Raw genomic sequence first — 18,429 nt, 5'->3', positions numbered from 1 at the left:
TTCCGCCGGTGGTGTGGTCGCCACCGGCCGCGCGCGTGGCGCATCGGATCGCCCGGCCCGGCTGCCCCAGGATCCGGACGCGTGGCACACACCTTCGACGAACTGGTCGCGATGCAGCGGGCGGCGGACCAGGCGCACTCCAGGGTGGAGGACCTACGGGACCAGTACGGCCCGCCCGCCCACACCCCGTGGACCGAGCTCCGGACCGACACCTACGCAACCGCCTGGCGCACCTGGCGCGACCTCGCCCGCACCGTCCAGAGGGCGGTCACCGAGCACGCGACGGAACAGGGCACCGCCCGCAGCGAGGTCGAGGCGGACGTGAAGACGGCGGCCCGCCACCCGAAGCCGGCGGCGCAGGACTGACGTCGGCTCCTCGGCGCCCGGACGGGTGGTGCGGACCGCGCTCCTGGTCCGTACGGCCGAACAGCGTGCGTCGTCCGCGCGGACGGGACCTGACAATCGCAGGCAGTGGTGTTGCCGACGCACGTGTGAGGAGCTCCGCCGACGATGAGCAGATTCAGGAGGGCAACGGTCCTCGGTTGTCTCGCCGTGGCCGGCGCGATGACCGCGGCCGGAGTGGCGTACGGCGCCGACAGGGCGCCAGAGCCGGGCGGCAGCGACCTGTGGGCGACCGCGACCATCGAGCCCGGGCGCGAAGGCATCGTCCAGGTCGGGGGGTACGAAGGGGCGCCGCTGGGTGCGGGATCGGTGCTGACTCTGTCGGCGCCCGCGACGGCGAGGGTGACGGGCACGCCGTTCGCCGCGGGCGGTTACCAGGGGGCGGTGACTCTGGGCGGGAGCGGCGGGACGTACACCTTCGTGGGGGCGCCCGGTCCGGTCGCCGGGGAGTCGGCGCCGGCGGCCTGGAAGGGCCGTACGTTCCCCTTCGTCCTGTCGGTCCCCGCGGACGCCGAGCCCGGCACACGGCTGCCCGACTGCGCCCTGGCCCTGAAGGACGCCGAGGGAACCGTGAAGCAGAAGGGCACGTGCGCCGTGACGGTCGGGCTGCCCGCGCCGACCCTGTCCCGCCCCCAGTCGGGCGTGCCGCTGGGCGCGATGCCGGAGATGTCGGGGACGGCCTACCCGGGCGCCCAGGTCACGGTCCGCGACGCGCTGGAGGAGGAGGTCTGCGCGACGACCACCGCGCCCGACGGCACCTGGTCCTGCGTGCCGGGCCTCGCCCTCGCGCCGGGTGCGGGCCGTATCCAGGCGACGGCCACGTTCAACGGGGTCAGCGCGGCGAGCGAGCAGATCCACATCCTCGTGACGGAGGTGCCCGCCGCGCAGCCGGACACGGTGACGGACAGCGAGGGCCGACGGCCGGCGCCGAACGCCGCGCACAAAGCCGGTGGCGCGGTGCAACAGCGCGCCAGGTAAAGGTCAGTAGCGCACGGCCCGGGCCACCTCCGCCCGGACGTCCCCGCTCAGGTCACGCGTGCTGCGCGCGGTGCCCTTGCCCGTCTTGCCCGCGGCCACGTCCGAGACGGTCACCACGTTCGCGTCCAGCAGATTGCCGTCCGCGTCGCGGAAGTTGATCTGTACGCCGAACGACTTCGTCGAGTCGGTCGTGTTCTCAGCCGTGACCTCCACGGTCGTACGGCCGTCCGAGTCGGTCGTCGGATCGCTGAGCCGGATCGCGCCCTTGGCGTCTACGCCGCCCTTGATGTCGTCGAGCTGCCGCCCCGCCTCCGCGGTCGCCGAGGCGAAGGCCGACGCCGCCTGGCTGGCCACCGAGGAGGGCGTGTCGTCGTCGCTGCAGGCGGTGAGGGTGAGGGCGGCGGCCACAGCGGCGGTCGTCGTGAGGATCGCGGTGGTCGTCCACCGCGTTCGGTGACCGGGCATGGCGCCTCCAGCGGGTGGGTTCGGTCCGGGTTCCTTCAGTGAAGTTCCGTATGTCGCCGTCCGCACTCCGGGCGTCACCCGATCGGTCCTTCCCCCATGGTGGCCGCCTCCCGGCCGGTCGATCGTCGAACCGAACCGCAGAACCCGACCGCGGGTACACGCGAGAAGTGGGGTACGGCGCCATGAGCCAGCAGCAGCCGCAGTCGCATGCGACGGACGCGGCACACAGTCCCGCGGGGACCGCGGGTTCGCCCGGCACCCAGACCACCTGGGGCTCGGCCGCACCCGACACCGGCGGCTACCGTCCCGGCCCGCCCGCCCCCTCCGACACCGGCTTGGGCACCGGTGCGCTGGTCTTCGCCGGTGTGCTGATGCTGGTCAACGGGCTGCTGGCGATCCTCCAGGGCATCTCGGCGATCGCCGAGGACGACGTCTACGGCAGTGTCGGCGACTACGTCTACAAGATCAACCTCACGGCGTGGGGCTGGGTCCTGCTCGGCATCGGCATCGTGGCCGTCTGCGTCGGCTACGGCATCCTCAGGGGCGCCTGGTGGGCCCGGATCACCGGCATCTTCCTGGCGTCCCTGAGCATGGTCGCCCACTTCCTGTTCCTGCCGTACACGCCCGTATGGTCGGTGATCATGGTGGGCATCGACTTCTTCGTGATCCTCGCCCTCGCGACGGCTCCGGACGTCCCGCGCGCCGACGCTTCGACGCGCGCTACCGCTTCAACGCGCGATAACGCTTCAGGAATGCGCTGACCCTGGCCGGGTCCTTGCGGCCGTTCAGCTCGGTCAGCAGGTCGTCGGGGCACAGCTCGTAGAGGTCGCCCCAGAAGCGGCGGCCGTGGTTGTCCCAGATGCGGTAACCGCCGGGGACACCCCTGGCCACATAACGTCGTCCACCCAATCCCTTTGCCCCCTGTCCGGACCGCACGCACGTCGTGCACGTACGGGTCCGCACAGGGTGGCAGGGCGCAGCCGCTCGCGTCGCCCGGATTTCCGGGGTCAGCCGTGCCTCAGCCGTGCCCGATGCCGCCGCCGCCGAAGGAACCGCTCTTCCCCGGCAGCCAGCGCTTGCGGTGCTGGTCCTCGCTGCGCCTGCTGCCCGCGTGGTGCAGGTCGTGCGGCAGGAGCCGTTCCCTGCCCTCCGCGTGCGGCACTTCGTCGGGTTCCCTGAGCTCCCGCTCCTCATGGACCGGGCCGGTGTCGGGGAGATGGGGCTGCTCCTCGGCGGTGGGCCGCGGCAGCTCACGGTCACGGACCCGCATGCCGAGCTGCACGGCCCAGACCAGGGCGCCCGCGATGACCAGGCCACCCGCAAAGGCGGCGATCACGTTGAGTACTTCACTCGACGTGGCCGCTAGTACAAACGTCGTCGTACTCATGCCCCAATTATCACCGAAACAGACGAATAAGCTCCTTGTGGCGCCGAGGAACCCCGCAACCGTGTGTTCTCACGGGTCTACGCGCGTTCCGTGGTATCGGTGTCCAGCTCGGTGAAGAGGGTCAGCTGGAGGGCGCCGGGCGCTTCGAGGCGGGAGTTGAGGGAGTTCCAGGGCGTGCGGGTGGGCTCCGCGAGAACCTCGGCCCCGGCGGCCGCAAGCCTGGCCGTGGTCGCCGTGGAGTCGGCCACCTGGAAGGCGACCCGGACATGACCGGCCACCCGCCGGCCGACCTCGACCTCGTCGATGAACTCCGCGTGCTTCGGATCCGTCAGCTCCAGCGTCGCCCGCCCGGCGTCAAGGATCGTGACCCGGCCACCGGGCGAGGTGAACGCCCCTCGCTCGGGCAGCCCCAGCACATCCCGGTAGAACCGCAACGCCTCGTCGTAGTCCTCCGCCGTGACCACCAGACGCAGCTCGCGTACGGGGGGTTCGGCCTGGGTGTCGCCGGCGGGTGCGTCGGACATGTTCGGCTCCTTCTCGACTAGCGGCTCATCGACGGGTCGTGACACCTGAACCCTGGCCGTTGGGCCTCTGATTCCCGGCCGACTTCGGCAACGGCCCCGCACATGGTTTCCGCGGTCGGCGGACGGGCTCCGCGTGTCTGCGGCTGGGTTCGGAGGCGGGCGGTGAGTTTTCGAGGGAGGCGTGGAGCGTGAGGCCTGCTTCCGGGGTCCGTGTTCCCCGGCCGGCCTCGGCACCGGGCGTGCGGGCGCGGGGCGCCGTACGTCATGGCGTTCCGCGCACACAGTCTCCGTAGGCCTGGACCGCTCCCGCCGATCCCCTACCCCGTCTTGACCACCGCCCGCCCCGACTCGTCCTCGGCGGAAGGCCGTTCCGCGGCAGCGTTGCGCTGCCTCGGGATGAGTGTGGCGAGGGCGAAGGCCAGTACGGCCGCTCCGGCGCCGATGGCCATGACGACCTTGAAACCGTTCTCCGAGGGCAGGGCGGAGCCACCGAAGTCGGTGGTCATCTGGGCCAGGATGACGCCCGCGAGCGCACTGGCGAACGAGGTGCCGAGCGAGCGCATCAGGGTGTTGAGGCTGTTGGCCGCGGCCGTCTCGGAGGGATCGACGGCGCCCATGATCAGCGCGGGCAGGGCGCCGTAGGTGAAGCCGACGCCGGCGCCGATGATGCAGGAGACCAGGATCAGGTGCCAGACCTCGCTCATCAGCACGATGTTCAGGCCGTACCCGGCGGCCACGATCAGCGCGCCGATCATCAGGGTGACCTTGGGCCCCTTGGCCTTGGTGACGCTCGCGGAGACGGCGGACATGGCCATCATCACCAGGCCCTGCGGGGCGAGGACCAGGCCGACGGTCAGCATCGGCCTGCCGAGGCCGTAGCCGGTCTGCTCGGGCAGCTGGAGCAGCTGCGGCAGCACCAGCGACATGGCGAACATCGAGAAACCGAGCGCGACCGAGGCGAGGTTGGTGAACAGCACCTGCGGCCTCGCGGTGGTGCGCAGGTCGACCAGCGGCTGCTTCGCCCTCAGCTCCCACCAGCCCCAGGCGAGCAGGATCACGACCGCCGCGGCGCCCAGGCCCAGCGTCGTACCGCTGGTCCAGCCCCAGTCGCCGCCCTTGGAGACGGTCAGCAGCAAGGACACCAGCCCGGCGGACAGACCGAGCGAGCCGACCAGGTCGAAACGCCCGCCGGTGCGCACCTCGGTCTCGGGCACGATCAGCAGGACCAGCAGGAAGGCCAGGGCGCCCAGCGCGGCCGAGGCCCAGAACAGGATGTGCCAGTCCCAGTTGTCCGCGATGAACGCGGCCGCGGGCAGCCCCAGCGCACCGCCCACGCCGAGCGAGGCGCTCATCAGCGCCGTCGACCCGGCCAGCCGCTCGGCCGGCAGCGCGTCGCGCATGATGCTGATGCCGAGCGGTATGACGGCGGCCGCGAGGCCCTGCAGCGTACGGCCGACGATCATCGGTACGAGGGAGTCGGCGAGCGCGCACACCACCGAGCCGGACACCAGCAGGACGATGCTGGTCAGCAGCATCCGCCGCTTGCCGATCATGTCGCCGAGCCGCCCGACGACGGGCGTCGCCACGGCGGCGGCGAGCAGGGTGGCGGTGACCGCCCAGGCGGTGTTCGACGCCGAGGCGTCCAGGAGCTTCGGCAGTTCCGGGACGATCGGGATGACCAGGGTCTGCATCAGCGAGACGACGATCCCGGCGAGGGCCAGCACCGCCACCACGGCGTTCGGCTTCGGCGGGGCGGACTTCCCTCCCGCGCCGGCGGGTCGGGCGACTGCGTGGGACATGGCGGAGCCTCCATCAAGGGTTGGTGCACGGGTGCAGTGGGTCGGGCCGGTCACGGAGTTCGGGGTGCGGTCGCGGTGTGAGCGGGGGCGGCGCGGGTGACGGATGTGTGGCGGGTGACGGGTGCGTGGTGGGTGTGGTGTCACCGGACCCGGCGGCGGACGGCGGGAGTAATTCCGCCGCCGGGCCGGTGACCGCGCCGTTCCCGTCCCCACGGAGTCGGCGCGTCGGGGCCGTCCTCCGCTCAAGGCGGCCCCGAGCTCCGCGGCTCGCCGGCCGCTGGCTCATTGCTTAACTTAGGCAAGCATAGCGGGTTACTTAAGTCAAGCAATCAATTGGGGTACGGTAGGGCCATGCCCGCATCGACATCCGCAGCAGCGTCGCCCGGCCCGGCCGAGATCGTGGAGATCGAGAAGTGCCTCACCCGCGTCACCTACCTGGCGGGCCGGGCGAGACAGCACGAGTACCTGATGGCCATGGCGGGCCTGACCCTGGACCGGGCCGCCGTGGCGATCCTGCGCCGCCTCGCCGAGACCGCACCGATGCGGCCCGGCGTGCTGGCGGGGCTGCTGGCGGTCGAGGCGTCCCATGTCACGCGTCAGGTGCAGCAGTTGGAGAGGGCCGGCTATGTGATCCGGACCGCCGACCCACACGACCGGCGGGCCCAGCGCGTCGGGCTCACCGACGCGGGCAGGGTGGCAGTGGACCGCATCCGGGAGGCGGCCCGTGCCGGCATGCGCCTGGCGCTGGCCGGCTGGTCCGACGAGGACCTGCGGCAGCTGGCCGAGCTCTTCCACCGCCTGGTCGACGACTTCGTCACTCGCGCCGAGGTGCCGGCCGACCTCGGACCGCGGGCCTGACGATCCGTTCCGGCGCACAGCGCGGCCCGCGCGGCCCGTGCAGCCCGCACAACTGGCACAACCCGCACACCCCCCACCCGGCCTCACACGAAGGGTGTCGCCATGACAGCGAACCTCTCGAACCTGCTGGAGAAACCCTCCCCGCCCCGCGGGGACGGACAGCGGGTCCTGGTCGTCGCCGACGATCCGGGAGACAACGAACTGCTCAGCACCACACTGGAGTTGGCGGGCTACCGGGTCGGCACCGCGGGCACCGGCGCCGAGGGCCTGGTCCGGCTGACGGAACACCCCTTCGACCTGGCGGTGTGGGACGCCGTACTCCTCTCCCATCTCACGCACCCGCCCCACACCCCCACGCCGCCTCCCGCCCGCCCCACCCCCCGCTGCTCTTCCTCACCACCTGCGACTCCCTGCACCGCCTCGTCCCCGAACTCGGCCCGGGCGAGAAGGACTACGTCACCAAGCCGCTGCGCATCGCCGAGGTCCTCGCCCGGGTCGACGTCCTGCTGCGCCGCCGGCGCCCCGACCGGCAGGCGGCCCCGCCCCGTTACGGCGACCTGGTCCTGGACGACGCCGCCTGCCGGGCCCGTCGCGGCCCCCGCCCCCTCGACCTCACGCCCGCCGAGTACCGCCTGCTGAGCCATCTGCTCGTCAACGCCGGGTGCGTGCTGTCGAAGGAGCAGATCAGCGGTCATGTGTGGGGGGACTTCCGGGCCAACGAGGCGATCGAGAAGCTCGTCTCGCGGCTGCGCCGCAAGGTGGACAGCGACCCGGGCGAACCGGCCCTGATCCACACGCGCCGGGGTTTCGGGTACTGGCTCGGGGCCGCCGGCTGACGCTGCGGCCGGGATGCGGCCGCCGTGCCCGGACTCCCGGCACGCACTCCGGTGCGCACATCGGCGTCCGGAACAGCTACCAAAGACGCACACCGAGCGACGATCGGCCGACGCGGGCCGGGCTGTCCCCGCTCGACCATGGACACGTCCGGCGAACGGGAGGGCGGGATCATGGCGGACCTGCGGTTCGGAGCGGTCGTATCGGCGCTGATGGTGGCGGTGTCCAGTGGGGCCGGTGCGACCTGGGCGGCTGGTCCCCCGGTGTCGGCATCCGCTTCGGTGTCAGCTTCGGCTTCGGTGTCGGCCTCGGCTTCGGAGAGCGGGCGGCACAGCACGCGGCAGCTGTACGTGGCGCCCTGGGGGAGCGACGGGTGGCCGGGTACGTTCGAGCGGCCGTTCGCGACGCCGGCGCGAGCCCAGCAGGCCGTGCGGGCCGGGACGGCCGGGATGACCGCGGACATCATCGTGAACCTGCGCGGCGGCACCTACCGGCTGACGGCTCCGCTGCGGATGTCGCAGGCCGCCGGCGACTCCGGCCGGGGCGGTCACCGCGTCGTCTACCAGGCGTACGGCTACGGCACGCAGCGGCAGGAGCCCGTGACAGTCAGCGGCGGCCGGGAGATCGGCGGATGGCGGCCCGACCCGCAGCGGCACGGCGTGTGGCGGGCGGACGTCGGCACGCTCGAAACCCGTCAGCTGTACGTCGGAGGGAAGCGGGCCGCGCGGGCGAGCCAGGGGGACGGCATCCCCGGCAAGCTGAAGGTGACCGGGACCGGCCTCACGACCACGAGCGCCGTCCCACGCAGCTGGCGGGCGCCGCGTGACATGGAGCTGCGGTTCCGGTTCGACTACCTGGAGGGCCGCTGCGGCATCGCGGGCATCACAACGGGTCCGGGTGGCGGGTCGACGATCACCATGGACCAGCCGTGCTGGCGGATGGCCCACGAGCTGTACGGGCCGGACCTGCTCGCCCTGCCGTCCGACGTCGAGAACTCGCCCGACTTCCTGGACATGCAGGGGAGTTGGTACCTCGACCGCTCCCGTCCCGGCCACCACGAGCTGCTGTACCGGCCGAGGGCGGGGGAGGACATGCGGCGCGCGCAGGTGACGGCTCCCGTGCTTCAGACGCTGGTCAGCGGCACCGGCAGCCCCGGCCGGCCCGTGCACGACATCGCCTTCAAGGGGCTGACGTTCGCCCACGCCGGCTGGACGGCGCCGAGCGAGCCGGCCGGGTTCGCGGCCGCGTGGAGCATGTATCTGCGGCCGGGGAAGGGCGACGACATCAGGCTGCTCACCGTGCCCGGGAACGTCGCCTTCCGCACCGCAGAACGCATCACCTTCCAGGGCAACCGGTTCGTCCATCTCGGCGCCCAGGGACTGGAGTTCTCCGAGAACAGCTCGCACAACACGGTGGACGGCAACGTCTTCACCGACATCTCGGACGGGGGTGTCGTGCTGGGAGCCCTGCCACCGGAAACGAAGGGCACGGACCGCGGCAACCGCATCGTCGGCAACCGGGTCTTCGCGACCAACCGGCTCCTGGCCGACGGCGGCGGCATCTATCTGCGCGGCGAACAGGGCACGTCGTATGCGGACGGCGCGGTCGTCAGCGGCAACGCGGTCTCGGACAGCGCGTACGGCGAGTGGAACGTCGGCATCTACACCGACGACAGCAGTAAATGGATCACCGTGCGGGACAACGCCGTCCACAGTTACCGCGCCTCGATCGGCGGGTGCAGCGAGGACTGGGGCAACCGCCCCGTCCAGAACGTCCGTTTCCACGGCAACTTCTGGGACGACACCGTCCCCGACTGGCTGCCCCGCCGGTCCTACCCCGGAGGCTGGCCGCCCGCACCGGACTGCGGCGACCCCAGGAACCTTCAGTTCACGCACAACACCCTGCTGACGCCGGAGGACCCCGCCTCCGACTGCGCGGCCCGTCCCGCCTGCGCCGCGATCGTGGAACGGGCCGGGCCGGGGGAGCCGTACCGGCGGAGCCTGGGCCTGAAGTGAAGGAAGGCGTAGGGCGGGGGCCCGGGCCACGTCACGCGGCCCGGGCCCCTGACTGTCGGAGCGTCAGCCCGCGCTCTTGCCGAGCAGCTTGTTCATCTCCTCGATCTCGGCCGTCTGGGCGGTGACGACGTCGTCGGCCAGGTCGGTCGCGGGAGCGTACTTGCCCTTCGCCTTCTCGGCCTCGGCCATCTCCACCGCGCCCTCGTGGTGCTCGACCATCATGGTGAGGAACAGGGAGTCGAAGGCCTTGGCGGAGGACTTCGCCAGCTTGTCCATGTCCTTCTGGTCCATCATTCCGGCCATTCCGGCCGTGCTGGAGCCGCCGCCGTGTCCGCCGGAGTGGTCCATTGCGTCCGTGCCGGGCACGTCCTCGCCCCAGGCCTTCAGCCACCCCGACATGGTCCGGATCTCCGGGGCCTGGGCCTTCTCGATGCGTGTGGCGAGGTCCTTGACCCGGGTCGAGGAGGCGCGGTCGGCGGCCAGCCCGGCCATCTCCACCGCCTGCCGGTGGTGCGGGATCATGCCCTGCGCGAAGGAGACGTCCTGGGCGTTGTGCGCCACGGCGGTGGCGTCGGCGCTCGTCGAGGGCGACGGGTGCGTGCCGGATGCGGTGTCCGCGTGGTCGCCACCGGCGCAGGCGGCGAGGACGAGGGCGGCGGTGACGGCCGACGCGGCCAGGGCGGCGCGACGGACCACGGTACGTGTGCTGGTCATGCTGAGAACTCCTGCGGTGTACGTGAGTTGCCGCGCCCTCAGGACGCGGCACGGGCATGGCTGAGTGCCGTACGCCCTCAGTGGGTGAGGGGCACGGCCCGGCCTTGTCCTAGGTCCGCAGGATCTGCAGTTCGGCCAGTGAGGGAGGCGCCCGCCCGCCTTCGGGCACGGCGGCCACGGAACGGCCGTCGAGGTCGGCCGCGACGGCGCTTCCGGCCGGATCGGGCATGGGGGCCGGCAGCACGGGGCCCGCACCGACGGCACTCGACGCGCAGGTCGGGTCGGCGTGCTGGGCGTGCCCGCCGCCCGAGTCGGGGCCGTGGCACGCGGCCTCGTCGGTCACGGCCGTCAGGTGGGCGCTCATGACGGGAGCGCCGTGCCCGTGATGCGAAGAGACCGGGACGGCGTCGGCGGGGCCGAGCGCGTGCATCCCGAACAGCCCGGCGAGCAGCCCGAGCAGCAGAAGCATGCGCCACGGCCCCGGCAACGGGGTCCGCAGCGCACGGTGTTGCTGTGCGCGGGCGGTCACGCCCTCATCGTAGCGGCGGACGGCTTTGCCATCTCTTTACAACCCGCCCTGCCGCCCCGTCGTCTCTTCGCTCGACCCGTCACCCAGCCCGCCGGGTACGGCAGTACCGGCCGGGCCGACGAAAGAGAGCGACTCAATGCGCCGAACCGTCCTCAGCGCCATGGCACTCAGCTGCGCGGCCCTGTTCGCGACCGCCGCCCCCGCGCTCGCCGACAGCTCGTCCCCGACCCCGGTCCCGAGCCCGACGGCCAGCTCCGCCGCCACGGACGCCCCCAGCCCCAGCGCCGAGCCGACCCGTCCCCCGTCCTCCGCCGAGCCGACCCGTCCCCCGGCCGACGACACCTCCGAGCCGTCGGCCGCGCCGACCCGGGACAGCGGCCAGGTCTCCGTCAGGCCGTCCGGGGCGCCCGACACCGGCGTGACGCCGACCTCTTCGGACTCCGGCTGGGGACGGGGCGGGACGATCGGCGGGGGCGCGGCCGCGGTGCTCGTCGCCGGGGGCGCGACGGCCTTCGTCGTACGGCGTCGCCGGACCACGGGGGCATGATGCCGCTGTCCAGGCGGGCGTTCGCCACGGCGGCGATGGCGTCGCTGCTGGTGGGCTGCGGCGGCCAGGGCACCGAGCAGGGCGCTACCGCGGGCTCCCGGAGGAGGAGGGACACGGAGGCGTCCAAGGAGGGGCAGGAGGGCGGGTCCTCCTCGGCGTCCTCGAACTCCACGCGCACGCTGGGCAGTTCACCCCCGCTCCGGCTCCGGATCCCGGCGATCGACGTCGACACCCCGGTCGTCCGGCTGGGCCTGGCGCAGGACGGCACCGTGGAGGTGCCGCCGATCACGGCCGACGACCGGGCCGGCTGGTACCGGCACTCGCCGACGCCGGGCCAGGTCGGCCCGTCCGTCATCCTCGGCCATGTCACGGTGGGCTCCTACGGGGCCGGAGTGTTCCGGGACCTGGCGCGGCTGCGCCGGGGTGACCGGATCGTGGCGCGCAGGAAGGACGGCACATCGGCGGAGTTCGCCGTGAGCTCCGTACGGACGGTCGCCAAGGCGGACTTCCCGGCGGAGGACGTCTACGGCGACGTGGACCGCCCGGAGCTGCGGCTGATCACGTGCGGCGGCCCGAGCTCCGGCGACGAGTACCGGGACAACGTGATCGTCTTCGCCGAGCTGAGCTCCACGTCCCCCTGACCGCACCCTGCTCCCGCAGTAACGGCACGTAACCGGTGCCGGGCCGACGGAACGTACGCCGCCGGCCCGGCATCCCTCTCAGTGCCGCGCAAGTTCCTCACGACCATGGAGAGCGTTGAAACGGTCCCGCGACACGGCAGCGTCCGAGCTGTTCGCCGCCCTCTACCCACGCCTGGCCGGCTGGTGCCGCCGTCTCGTCGACGATGACGAGACGGCCCACGAGATCGCCTCGGAGGCCTTCACCCGCCTCTGGGCACGCTGGAGCCGGGTGGAGGAGCCGCGCGGGTTCCTCTACGTCACCGCGGCGAACCTGGTCCGGGACCACTGGCGCAAGCTGGAGCGCGAACGGCGGGCGATGCGCCGGGTCACGACGGAAGCCGCGGTCAACCCCCACACCGAGCAGGAGGACCCGTCCGTACGCCTGCTGGTCCAGTCCCTCCCCGAACGCCTGCGCGTCCCGATCCTGCTCCACTACTACGCTGACATGCCGATCCGGGAGGTGTCCGTGCTGACCGGACGGAAGGAAGGAACCGTCAAGGCCGACCTCCACGCGGCCCGCGAACTGCTCCGCGTCCACCTGAGGAGAAGCCTTGACCACACGCTTTGACGAAGACGCGGACGGTCCGGAGTTGTCCCCCGACGATCCGCTCGCGGTGATTCTCCGCCCCGCCACGGACTACCTCGCCCCGCCCCCGGCAGCTACGAGTCCGTCCGCCGCCGGGCCACCCGCCGCCGACTCGTCCGTACGTCGATCGGGGCGGCCGTGACCTGCGCCGCGGCGCTCCTGGTCGCCCTCCCGCTCACCTCGGGAACCTCCGACGCCCCGCCCTCCCCGGCGCCCCCGCTCGCACCCCCACCCGCGACCGACCGTACGCCGCCTCCCACCCCGTCCCCGTCACCGTCGCCGCCGCGAGCGAGCTCACCGACGCCGACGGTGCCACCCGAAACCGCGACCTCCGAGCCCACCCCGACCGCCCGGGCCACCGACTCCCGCACGCCCAGCAGTTCGCTCCTGCCCCCGGCCGCTCCGTCATCGACGCCGACGTCGGACGGGGCCGGGGCGTCGGTGGACCCGACCACGGGCGGCGTGACGGCGAACGTGACGGGGACGCCCCGGCGTTAGCCGCGTGCGTGGGTCAGGCGGTCCGAGGCACGATGCTCACCGCGCGGTAGTCGTAGCCGTCCTGCTTGAATCCGGGCGCTTCCCACGTGAGGTCGACCTGCTGCCCGGGCGACAGCGTGCGGAACCCGGTCGCCTGGATGTCGGAGTAGTGGCCGAAGCAGCCACCGGGAGTCTCGGGCGAGTCGAGCACGCCCCACCCTTCCTCGTCGCTCCACTCACGAACCGTCGCAGTCACCATGGGGCGAGCCTATGTGCCGTCAGTGCGCCGCGAACTGGACCCGGGTCGGCTGCAGGACATCCGGGCGTACGGGGAGACCGTCGAGCGTCAGCCTCTCCCCGTATAGGTCGGTGAGTCTCAACTCGCCCCCGCAGCCGCGCCCCTGCTCGGAGAGGAAGTAGTTGTACTCCGTGCGCCGGAGCTGCCGCCAGCCTCCCCCGTCGCGGACCTCCAGACGGGCCAGCGGGTTTCGGTGGCCCACCGCCTGGATGCCGCACCAGTGGCTGCTGGAACCTGTCTTGTAGCGGATCGAGATGCTCTCGGGCGCCTCGGGCGTCCCGGGACTCAGCAGGCTCCAGGTGATCGGGATGCGGCCGGCCGAGGGGGCCGCGAGCTTGGCGAACGCCTGGGCGCTGAGGTCGAGTTGGCCGGGGGCGCAGGGCAGAGGGCATTCGTTGGTGATGCGGACCGTGACGGAGGCGCCGCCGGACGCCCTGACGCGTACGTACGCCCCGCACGCCTGGGAGGTCTCGTAGTCCGCGTGGTTCATCGCCGCGGTCATGACCTCGTCGGTCGGGCCGTACAGGCAGGCACCGTCGCCGTTTCCGGTGTCGTAGAAGGTGGCGATTCCGTCGTAGGTGACGCTGGGGCGGATGCGTCCCGCCAGTGGGGCCGAGGCGGAGGCCGGCTGCGGTGTCGCCCTGGCTGAAGCTGAGCCGGATGCGCGCGTAGGTGCGGTGGTCGTGGCGGGCGGTGAGGATGGGGACGGCATGGACGGGGTCGGCGTCGGCTTCAGTGCACGGCTCGGTGCTGTCGGGGGGGCCTTGGAGTGACGGCCGGCGACAGGTGATGTCGGGGCATCGGCTGCCGTGGGGTTCCCGTCGGGGCGCAGGGCCATGAGCAGGGATGCGGCGAGCGCGACGGCCGCCACGACCACGGCTGGGACCAGGGCCGCGCGCCACTTGCGGGGGGACCGGCGGCGGTGGGAGGGGGATGCCACGAATGAGTCCTTACGTCCTGACGTGGATCGGCACGTGGATCGACAGAAGCAGTGCACGGGACAGTGGTCGCCGGGAGCGGAAAGGTTGCCGCCCCGGTGCGGAAAATGCCTCGCGGCTCCGCGTGGGCCGCGTTACGCTCGCCCGCGATGACGACTCACTCTGTTCACAGAATGGGGGTCCCGTCCGCGCAAGGTGAGTGCTGATGAGCGCTCCGATCGCGAACGGGAACACCCGGCTCTCCGAGCCCTCCTTGCTTTCTTTCTGGCCGCGCGTGCGGGAGTTCGCCGTGCCGGCCTCCATGATCGAGACCGCGACCGCCCGTCGGCTGGCGGGGGACTGGGCGGGGGCCTGCGCCGCCGCCGGCGTCGATGTCGATCTCGATCTGCGTTCTGTGGTGCGGAATCACGGTCGGGAGACCGCCACCTGCCTTCGGGGCGATCTACGGCATCTCGCTCCTGACCTGCTGCGCTGGCACATGCCGAGGATCGCGCCCGACGGGCTGTTGCGGCCGGGGCTGACTCTCGCGCTGGCCAAGTACGGCGGCGGGGGGCGGGGTGGCAGAGGTCCCCTGCATCTCGTCGTGCGGACTCCTCCCGCTTGGGCCGATGCCGGGCAGCGGATCAGCCTCGGGTTGTGGCAGGGCGCTGCGAACCCCCACAGCACCCACCCGCATCCGCGTCCCAGCCGGCGGTTCCGGTTCGATCTGCACCGGCATCTGTGGGATGCGCGGCGGGTCGCAGAGCTGCGGATCCGGGCCGGAGGGGGGCTGCCCGACGGTGACCGACCCGGGCTGGATCCGGATCTGCTCCGGACTCTGCCGTACGGGCGTGGCTGTGCCGTTGACCGGTGGGCCGACGAGGCCCGGTTGCTGCTTCGCGCCGAGGGGCGGTCCGTCGGGGCCGTGCTCGTGCGGTTGGGGGGACGGCATCGGCTGGTCCTGGAACTGGAGGGCGAGCGGGCCGGTGGCGCCGGGCCGGTGGCGATGCGGATCGCGGCGGCCACCAGGCGGAGTGGCAGTGCGCTGCCGGTGCTGCCCGACGCGGCGACCTGGGTGCTGCCCGACCTGGAGTTGCTGCGCGCCGGTGCTGTGGACGCCGATCGACTGCATCCGCTGGTCGCCCCAGCCCTCGTACCGGGGCGTCCGCCGCCGTCCAGGCCGTCCCCGTCCACGCCGCCGGACCGGGCAGGGCAGCCACGCCTTGTCGAGTGCCGGGGGGCGCGGCATCGGATCGGTCTGGTCGACGGGGTACTTGCTCCGCTGGACCACGACCCCGCAGAGATCCGGCGGGAAGAACTGCTGGCATCCCTCACCGGCACGCCACTGCCCTGTCTCCAGGCCATCGACGAGGCACACCGGCATCCGGAGTGTCTGCCCGACGTCCGCGAACGGCTCTGCCACGGCGACACCGCCGGCGCGCTGGCGGTCGTCGAGGGGCTGCTGGGCCCGGACGCGGTGCTGCGGGACGGTGCGTTGCGGGCCGAGTTGCAGGCCGCTGCGCGTCGGCGTCTGACGTACGGGCTCTTCCGGGCCGGGTTGACCGGTCCCGGTCCGGGCCGGATCCGGTACGACGAGCGTGGCCGGCCCCGTGAGCAGCGCGGGCATCCACGGCACGCGGCACGTCGCTGACCCTGCGCCGCGCGGCAACTCCCCGGGCCGCAGCGCGTCATCGCTCCGCCCCTCACCCTCGCCACACCAGCCCACCCCTCCCTAGACCCACAGGTGACCTCACATGCCCACATGCACCCAGAACCAGCCCGCCCTGTCCCAACTCGACGTCGCTGCCGACCTGTTGGCCATCCTCCGCGACACCACCACCGAACCCCGCCCCGACGTACAACTGGAGGCCCTCACCCTGGCCGTCGCCGCCGATCTGCCCGTCCTCCTGTGGGGTGAGCCGGGGATCGGCAAGACCGCCGCGCTCACCCAACTCGCCGACACCCTGGACCTTCCGCTGACCACGGTGATCGCCAGCGTCCACGAACCGTCCGACTTCTCGGGGCTGCCCGTCGTCGGGGACGACCCCGCGGAACAGGGAGTGCCGATGGCTCCGCCGGACTGGGCCGTACGGCTGGTGAAGGCCGGGCGGGGGCTGCTGTTCCTGGACGAGTTGTCGACCGCGCCGCCGGCTGTCCAGGCCGCACTGCTGCGGCTCGTGCTGGAGCGGCGGATCGGGGCGTTGCGGCTGCCACCGGGCGTGCGGATCGTGGCCGCCGCCAATCCGCGGTCCTCGGCGGCGGACGGGTGGGAGCTGAGCGCGCCGTTGGCCAACCGGTTCGTGCATCTGCAGTGGACCCACGATCACGAGGTCGTCGTACGCGGACTGGGTGGCACCTGGCCACGGGCGACCCTGCCGCGGCTCGACCCGGAGAAGCTGGCGGGGGCCGTGGACTTCGCCCGGCGCGCCGTGTGCGGGTTGCTCTCCGGGCGGCCGGGGCTGGTGCACCGGCTGCCCAGCGGCGAGGCGCGGCGGGGTGGGCCGTGGCCCTCGCCCCGGAGCTGGGAGATGACACAGTGCCTGGTCGCCTTCGCCACCGCGGCGGGGGCCTCGCGGGAGGTGCTCTCCCTGCTGGTGCGGGGCACGGTGGGGGACGGGCCGGGGCTCGAACTGCTGGCGAGCGTCGACCGGATGGATCTGCCGGACCCCGAGCTGTTGCTCGCCGACCCGGCGGGGGCCGAGCTGCCCGAGCGGGGGGATCTGCGGCAGGCCGCGCTGGACGGGGTGGTCGAGGCGGTTCGAGGGAAGCCGGACAAGTCCCGCTGGGACGCGGCCTGGGCTCTCCTGGTCCGCGCCGTGGAAACCGGCGCCCCGGACCTCGTCGTCGTCCCCGCCACCACACTCGCCTCCCTCCGCCAGGAGCACTGGGACGTACCGGCCGCCATCGACCGGCTCGCCGGAGTGGTGACCCTGTCCCGACGAGCGGACCACACGGCCGCACGGACAGCTGCGGTCGCGGCGCAGGCGGGGCGGCGATGAGCGGGGTGGGGCGGAGGCGCGCCGGGATGCGCTGGGGTCCGCGGAGGTGGGGCGACCCCTGGACCGGGAAAAGCTCTTTGCCGCCCGGCTTCACGCCGCTCGGGTCCGCCCCTATCTGGCCACCGCCCTGTTCGCCCTGCACGTCGTCGAGTCGTGGCGGGTGCCGACGATGGCTGTGGACCGGCACTGGCGGTGTTATGTCTCGCCGGGGTTCGTGGCGCGGACGCCGGTGGAGGAGCTGGCCGGGGTGTGGGTGCACGAGGTGTCGCATCTGCTGCGGGATCATCACGGGCGCGGCGACCGGGTGGCGCGTGAGCGCGGGCTGACCGGGCCCGGGGAGCGGCTGCGGATGAACATCGCCGCGGACTGCGAGATCAACGACGACGTGTACGGCGACGGGCTCGCCCGGCCCGAAGGTGCCGTCGAACCGGCGACGCTGCAACTGCCCGAGGGCGAGCTCATGGAGGACTACCTGCGGCAGTTCCGGCTGGGACCGCGGACGCAGGACCTGGCCTGGCTGGACTGCGGCAGCGGGGCCGACGGGCTGGAGCGGGAGTGGGATCTGGGCGCCGACGGCGCGCACGGGCTGAGCGCGCAGGAACGCGACGCCGTCCGGTTCCGGGTGGCGCAGGGCATCACCGGGCGGCCGGGCAGCGCCTCACAGGGGTGGCAGCGGTGGGCCGAGGAGGCCTTCCATCCGCCGCAGCCCTGGCGGGAGTTGCTGGGGGCGGCCGTGCGGTCGGCCGCCGGTGGCCCCGGTGCCGGCGAGGACTACACCTACGGCCGCCCTTCGCGCCGCTCCGCCTCGGTGCCCGGCACCGTCCTGCCGAGCCTGCGGCGCAGGCCGCCCCGCGTCTGTGTCGTCATCGACACCTCCGGCTCGGTCAGTGACGCCGAACTGGGCAGCGCCCTGCTGGAGGTCGCCGCGATCTCCCGGGCCGTCGGCGGGCGCCGGGACCTGGTCAGCGTGGTGCCGTGCGACGCGGCGGCCGGGGGCGTCCACCGGGTCTGCCGTGCCGAGGGAATTCCGCTGGTCGGGGGCGGGGGAACGGATCTGCGCGCGGGCTTCGCCAGGGCACTGCGCGCACAGCCACGGCCCGATGTCGTCGTGGCCCTGACCGACGGCCAGACACCCTGGCCGAGCACCCGGCCGCCGTGCCGGACCGTGGTGGGGCTGTTCCCGCGGCAGCAGTCGGCCCGGTCATGGGACGAGGACGATCCCGAGTACGTACCGGACGCACCGCCGGCGTGGGCGCGTGTGGTCGAGATCGGGTCGGTGGGAGCGGGCCGGTGAGACCCGGGCGGGACACACGGGTATGAGACCTGAACCGTGGGCCGTCGTACCCACGGTTGAGCCGCCGCCGCTGCGTACTGCGTTCTCAGTACCGCCGATTGTCGGCAGCCGCACGACGACAGGGCA

The 18,429-nt window shown here is 72.9% G+C and carries 21 protein-coding genes and 1 pseudogene; 12 read left to right on the top strand and 10 right to left on the bottom strand.

The genetic code is table 11. From position 1 onward, the window contains the following. Nucleotides 1–81: 81 nt before the first annotated feature. A complete protein-coding gene (locus OHO27_RS19625) occupies nucleotides 82–366 on the top strand; it encodes a hypothetical protein (RefSeq protein ID WP_328425686.1) in 285 nt (94 codons plus the stop codon). Between the two features lie 144 nt (nucleotides 367–510). After that, nucleotides 511–1,380, top strand: coding sequence for a carboxypeptidase regulatory-like domain-containing protein (locus tag OHO27_RS19620; RefSeq protein ID WP_328425684.1), 870 nt, complete (start codon nucleotides 511–513; stop codon nucleotides 1,378–1,380). A 3-nt stretch (nucleotides 1,381–1,383) separates the two neighbouring features. Here the strand turns inward: OHO27_RS19620 and OHO27_RS19615 are convergent, their stop codons facing one another. Next, nucleotides 1,384–1,845 carry an FxLYD domain-containing protein gene (locus OHO27_RS19615; protein WP_328425682.1) on the bottom strand — a complete coding sequence of 154 codons (462 nt, stop codon included), beginning with the start codon at nucleotides 1,843–1,845 and terminating at the stop codon, nucleotides 1,384–1,386. Between the two features lie 182 nt (nucleotides 1,846–2,027). Here OHO27_RS19615 and OHO27_RS19610 point away from each other — a divergent pair, with 182 nt between their 5' ends. Then, the gene (locus OHO27_RS19610) at nucleotides 2,028–2,606 is read left to right on the top strand and encodes a DUF7144 family membrane protein (RefSeq protein WP_328425680.1); all 579 of its coding nucleotides are present in this window, start codon (nucleotides 2,028–2,030) and stop codon (nucleotides 2,604–2,606) included. Here OHO27_RS19610 and OHO27_RS19605 read toward each other — a convergent pair. The 4 genes from OHO27_RS19605 to OHO27_RS19590 form a co-directional block, all read right to left on the bottom strand. After that, on the bottom strand, nucleotides 2,566–2,754 hold the full coding sequence (locus OHO27_RS19605) for a hypothetical protein (RefSeq protein ID WP_328425677.1): 189 nt from the start codon (nucleotides 2,752–2,754) through the stop codon (nucleotides 2,566–2,568). The two genes, OHO27_RS19610 and OHO27_RS19605, sit on opposite strands and share 41 nt — an antisense overlap. Nucleotides 2,755–2,863: 109 nt before the next feature. Then, nucleotides 2,864–3,232 (bottom strand): DUF6479 family protein, encoded by a 369-nt coding sequence (locus tag OHO27_RS19600; RefSeq protein WP_328425675.1) that lies wholly within the window; start codon nucleotides 3,230–3,232, stop codon nucleotides 2,864–2,866. 77 nt (nucleotides 3,233–3,309) lie between these two features. Then, nucleotides 3,310–3,756, bottom strand: coding sequence for a VOC family protein (locus OHO27_RS19595; RefSeq protein WP_328425673.1), 447 nt, complete (start codon nucleotides 3,754–3,756; stop codon nucleotides 3,310–3,312). A 317-nt stretch (nucleotides 3,757–4,073) separates the two neighbouring features. After that, complete coding sequence (locus OHO27_RS19590) at nucleotides 4,074–5,555, bottom strand: MFS transporter (protein ID WP_328425671.1); 1,482 nt, start codon at nucleotides 5,553–5,555, stop codon at nucleotides 4,074–4,076. A gap of 351 nt (nucleotides 5,556–5,906) precedes the next feature. On the opposite strand from OHO27_RS19590, the gene OHO27_RS19585 reads away from it, so the two are divergent. From OHO27_RS19585 to OHO27_RS19575, 3 genes and pseudogenes are all read left to right on the top strand, one after another. Then, nucleotides 5,907–6,413 carry a MarR family winged helix-turn-helix transcriptional regulator gene (locus OHO27_RS19585; protein ID WP_328425669.1) on the top strand — a complete coding sequence of 169 codons (507 nt, stop codon included), beginning with the start codon at nucleotides 5,907–5,909 and terminating at the stop codon, nucleotides 6,411–6,413. Between the two features lie 102 nt (nucleotides 6,414–6,515). Beyond that, a pseudogene (locus tag OHO27_RS19580) lies at nucleotides 6,516–7,249 on the top strand (response regulator transcription factor). Nucleotides 7,250–7,387: 138 nt separating this feature from the next. Beyond that, a complete protein-coding gene (locus OHO27_RS19575) occupies nucleotides 7,388–9,262 on the top strand; it encodes a right-handed parallel beta-helix repeat-containing protein (protein ID WP_328425665.1) in 1,875 nt (624 codons plus the stop codon). A 63-nt stretch (nucleotides 9,263–9,325) separates the two neighbouring features. On the opposite strand, the gene OHO27_RS19570 is transcribed toward OHO27_RS19575, so the two are convergent. Together OHO27_RS19570 and OHO27_RS19565 are read right to left on the bottom strand one after the other, a co-directional pair. Beyond that, the gene (locus OHO27_RS19570; protein WP_328425663.1) at nucleotides 9,326–9,976 is read right to left on the bottom strand and encodes a DUF305 domain-containing protein; all 651 of its coding nucleotides are present in this window, start codon (nucleotides 9,974–9,976) and stop codon (nucleotides 9,326–9,328) included. A gap of 109 nt (nucleotides 9,977–10,085) precedes the next feature. Beyond that, nucleotides 10,086–10,505, bottom strand: coding sequence for a DUF6153 family protein (locus OHO27_RS19565; RefSeq protein ID WP_328425661.1), 420 nt, complete (start codon nucleotides 10,503–10,505; stop codon nucleotides 10,086–10,088). Between the two features lie 136 nt (nucleotides 10,506–10,641). Between OHO27_RS19565 and OHO27_RS19560 the strand changes: the two genes are divergently transcribed. The 3 genes from OHO27_RS19560 (at nucleotide 10,642) to OHO27_RS19550 (ending at nucleotide 12,300) form a co-directional block, all read left to right on the top strand. Then, entirely contained in the window at nucleotides 10,642–11,052 is a 411-nt protein-coding gene (locus tag OHO27_RS19560; protein WP_328425659.1) for a sortase-dependent protein, read from the top strand. Beyond that, nucleotides 11,049–11,693: a class F sortase gene (locus OHO27_RS19555; protein WP_328425657.1), complete on the top strand. Its 645-nt coding sequence runs from the start codon at nucleotides 11,049–11,051 to the stop codon at nucleotides 11,691–11,693. The genes OHO27_RS19560 and OHO27_RS19555 overlap by 4 nt, the downstream gene beginning before the upstream one ends. 115 nt (nucleotides 11,694–11,808) lie before the next feature. Beyond that, nucleotides 11,809–12,300 (top strand): RNA polymerase sigma factor, encoded by a 492-nt coding sequence (locus OHO27_RS19550; RefSeq protein ID WP_328425655.1) that lies wholly within the window; start codon nucleotides 11,809–11,811, stop codon nucleotides 12,298–12,300. 92 nt (nucleotides 12,301–12,392) lie between these two features. Here OHO27_RS19550 and OHO27_RS19545 read toward each other — a convergent pair whose 3' ends face one another. The 3 genes from OHO27_RS19545 to OHO27_RS19535 are packed head-to-tail and all read right to left on the bottom strand — an operon-like array spanning nucleotide 12,393 to nucleotide 14,033. Beyond that, a complete protein-coding gene (locus OHO27_RS19545; protein WP_328425653.1) occupies nucleotides 12,393–12,773 on the bottom strand; it encodes a hypothetical protein in 381 nt (126 codons plus the stop codon). A 56-nt stretch (nucleotides 12,774–12,829) separates the two neighbouring features. Next, nucleotides 12,830–13,054: a cold-shock protein gene (locus tag OHO27_RS19540; RefSeq protein WP_328425651.1), complete on the bottom strand. Its 225-nt coding sequence runs from the start codon at nucleotides 13,052–13,054 to the stop codon at nucleotides 12,830–12,832. A 19-nt stretch (nucleotides 13,055–13,073) separates the two neighbouring features. Continuing rightward, nucleotides 13,074–14,033 carry an expansin EXLX1 family cellulose-binding protein gene (locus OHO27_RS19535; protein WP_328425649.1) on the bottom strand — a complete coding sequence of 320 codons (960 nt, stop codon included), beginning with the start codon at nucleotides 14,031–14,033 and terminating at the stop codon, nucleotides 13,074–13,076. Nucleotides 14,034–14,236: 203 nt separating this feature from the next. On the opposite strand from OHO27_RS19535, the gene OHO27_RS19530 reads away from it, so the two are divergent. The 3 genes from OHO27_RS19530 (at nucleotide 14,237) to OHO27_RS19520 (ending at nucleotide 18,303) form a co-directional block, all read left to right on the top strand. Continuing rightward, nucleotides 14,237–15,661, top strand: a complete 1,425-nt coding sequence (locus OHO27_RS19530) for a hypothetical protein (protein WP_328425648.1) — start codon at nucleotides 14,237–14,239, stop codon at nucleotides 15,659–15,661. Nucleotides 15,662–15,764: 103 nt separating this feature from the next. After that, complete coding sequence (locus OHO27_RS19525; protein WP_328425646.1) at nucleotides 15,765–17,009, top strand: AAA family ATPase; 1,245 nt, start codon at nucleotides 15,765–15,767, stop codon at nucleotides 17,007–17,009. A 46-nt stretch (nucleotides 17,010–17,055) separates the two neighbouring features. Then, nucleotides 17,056–18,303 carry a vWA domain-containing protein gene (locus OHO27_RS19520; protein ID WP_328425644.1) on the top strand — a complete coding sequence of 416 codons (1,248 nt, stop codon included), beginning with the start codon at nucleotides 17,056–17,058 and terminating at the stop codon, nucleotides 18,301–18,303. Nucleotides 18,304–18,429 lie beyond the last annotated feature (126 nt).

It is taken from the genome of Streptomyces sp. NBC_00443 (genome assembly GCF_036014175.1).
GTDB lineage: Bacteria > Actinomycetota > Actinomycetes > Streptomycetales > Streptomycetaceae > Streptomyces.
The sequence above is the reverse complement of the archived record's forward strand: the minus strand, read 5'-3'. Positions and strand labels throughout refer to the sequence as shown.

Bases quoted from the DNA above. Each gene is read 5' to 3' on its own strand.
- OHO27_RS19620 (WP_328425684.1), top strand. From the start codon at position 511: ATGAGCAGATTCAGGAGGGCAACGGTCCTCGGTTGTCTCGCCGTGGCC.
- OHO27_RS19615 (WP_328425682.1), bottom strand. From the start codon at position 1,845: ATGCCCGGTCACCGAACGCGGTGGACGACCACCGCGATCCTCACGACG.
- OHO27_RS19610 (WP_328425680.1), top strand. From the start codon at position 2,028: ATGAGCCAGCAGCAGCCGCAGTCGCATGCGACGGACGCGGCACACAGT.
- OHO27_RS19600 (WP_328425675.1), bottom strand. From the start codon at position 3,232: ATGAGTACGACGACGTTTGTACTAGCGGCCACGTCGAGTGAAGTACTC.
- OHO27_RS19595 (WP_328425673.1), bottom strand. From the start codon at position 3,756: ATGTCCGACGCACCCGCCGGCGACACCCAGGCCGAACCCCCCGTACGC.
- OHO27_RS19590 (WP_328425671.1), bottom strand. From the start codon at position 5,555: ATGTCCCACGCAGTCGCCCGACCCGCCGGCGCGGGAGGGAAGTCCGCC.
- OHO27_RS19585 (WP_328425669.1), top strand. From the start codon at position 5,907: ATGCCCGCATCGACATCCGCAGCAGCGTCGCCCGGCCCGGCCGAGATC.
- OHO27_RS19575 (WP_328425665.1), top strand. From the start codon at position 7,388: ATGGACACGTCCGGCGAACGGGAGGGCGGGATCATGGCGGACCTGCGG.
- OHO27_RS19570 (WP_328425663.1), bottom strand. From the start codon at position 9,976: ATGACCAGCACACGTACCGTGGTCCGTCGCGCCGCCCTGGCCGCGTCG.
- OHO27_RS19560 (WP_328425659.1), top strand. From the start codon at position 10,642: ATGCGCCGAACCGTCCTCAGCGCCATGGCACTCAGCTGCGCGGCCCTG.
- OHO27_RS19555 (WP_328425657.1), top strand. From the start codon at position 11,049: ATGATGCCGCTGTCCAGGCGGGCGTTCGCCACGGCGGCGATGGCGTCG.
- OHO27_RS19540 (WP_328425651.1), bottom strand. From the start codon at position 13,054: ATGGTGACTGCGACGGTTCGTGAGTGGAGCGACGAGGAAGGGTGGGGC.
- OHO27_RS19530 (WP_328425648.1), top strand. From the start codon at position 14,237: ATGAGCGCTCCGATCGCGAACGGGAACACCCGGCTCTCCGAGCCCTCC.
- OHO27_RS19525 (WP_328425646.1), top strand. From the start codon at position 15,765: ATGCCCACATGCACCCAGAACCAGCCCGCCCTGTCCCAACTCGACGTC.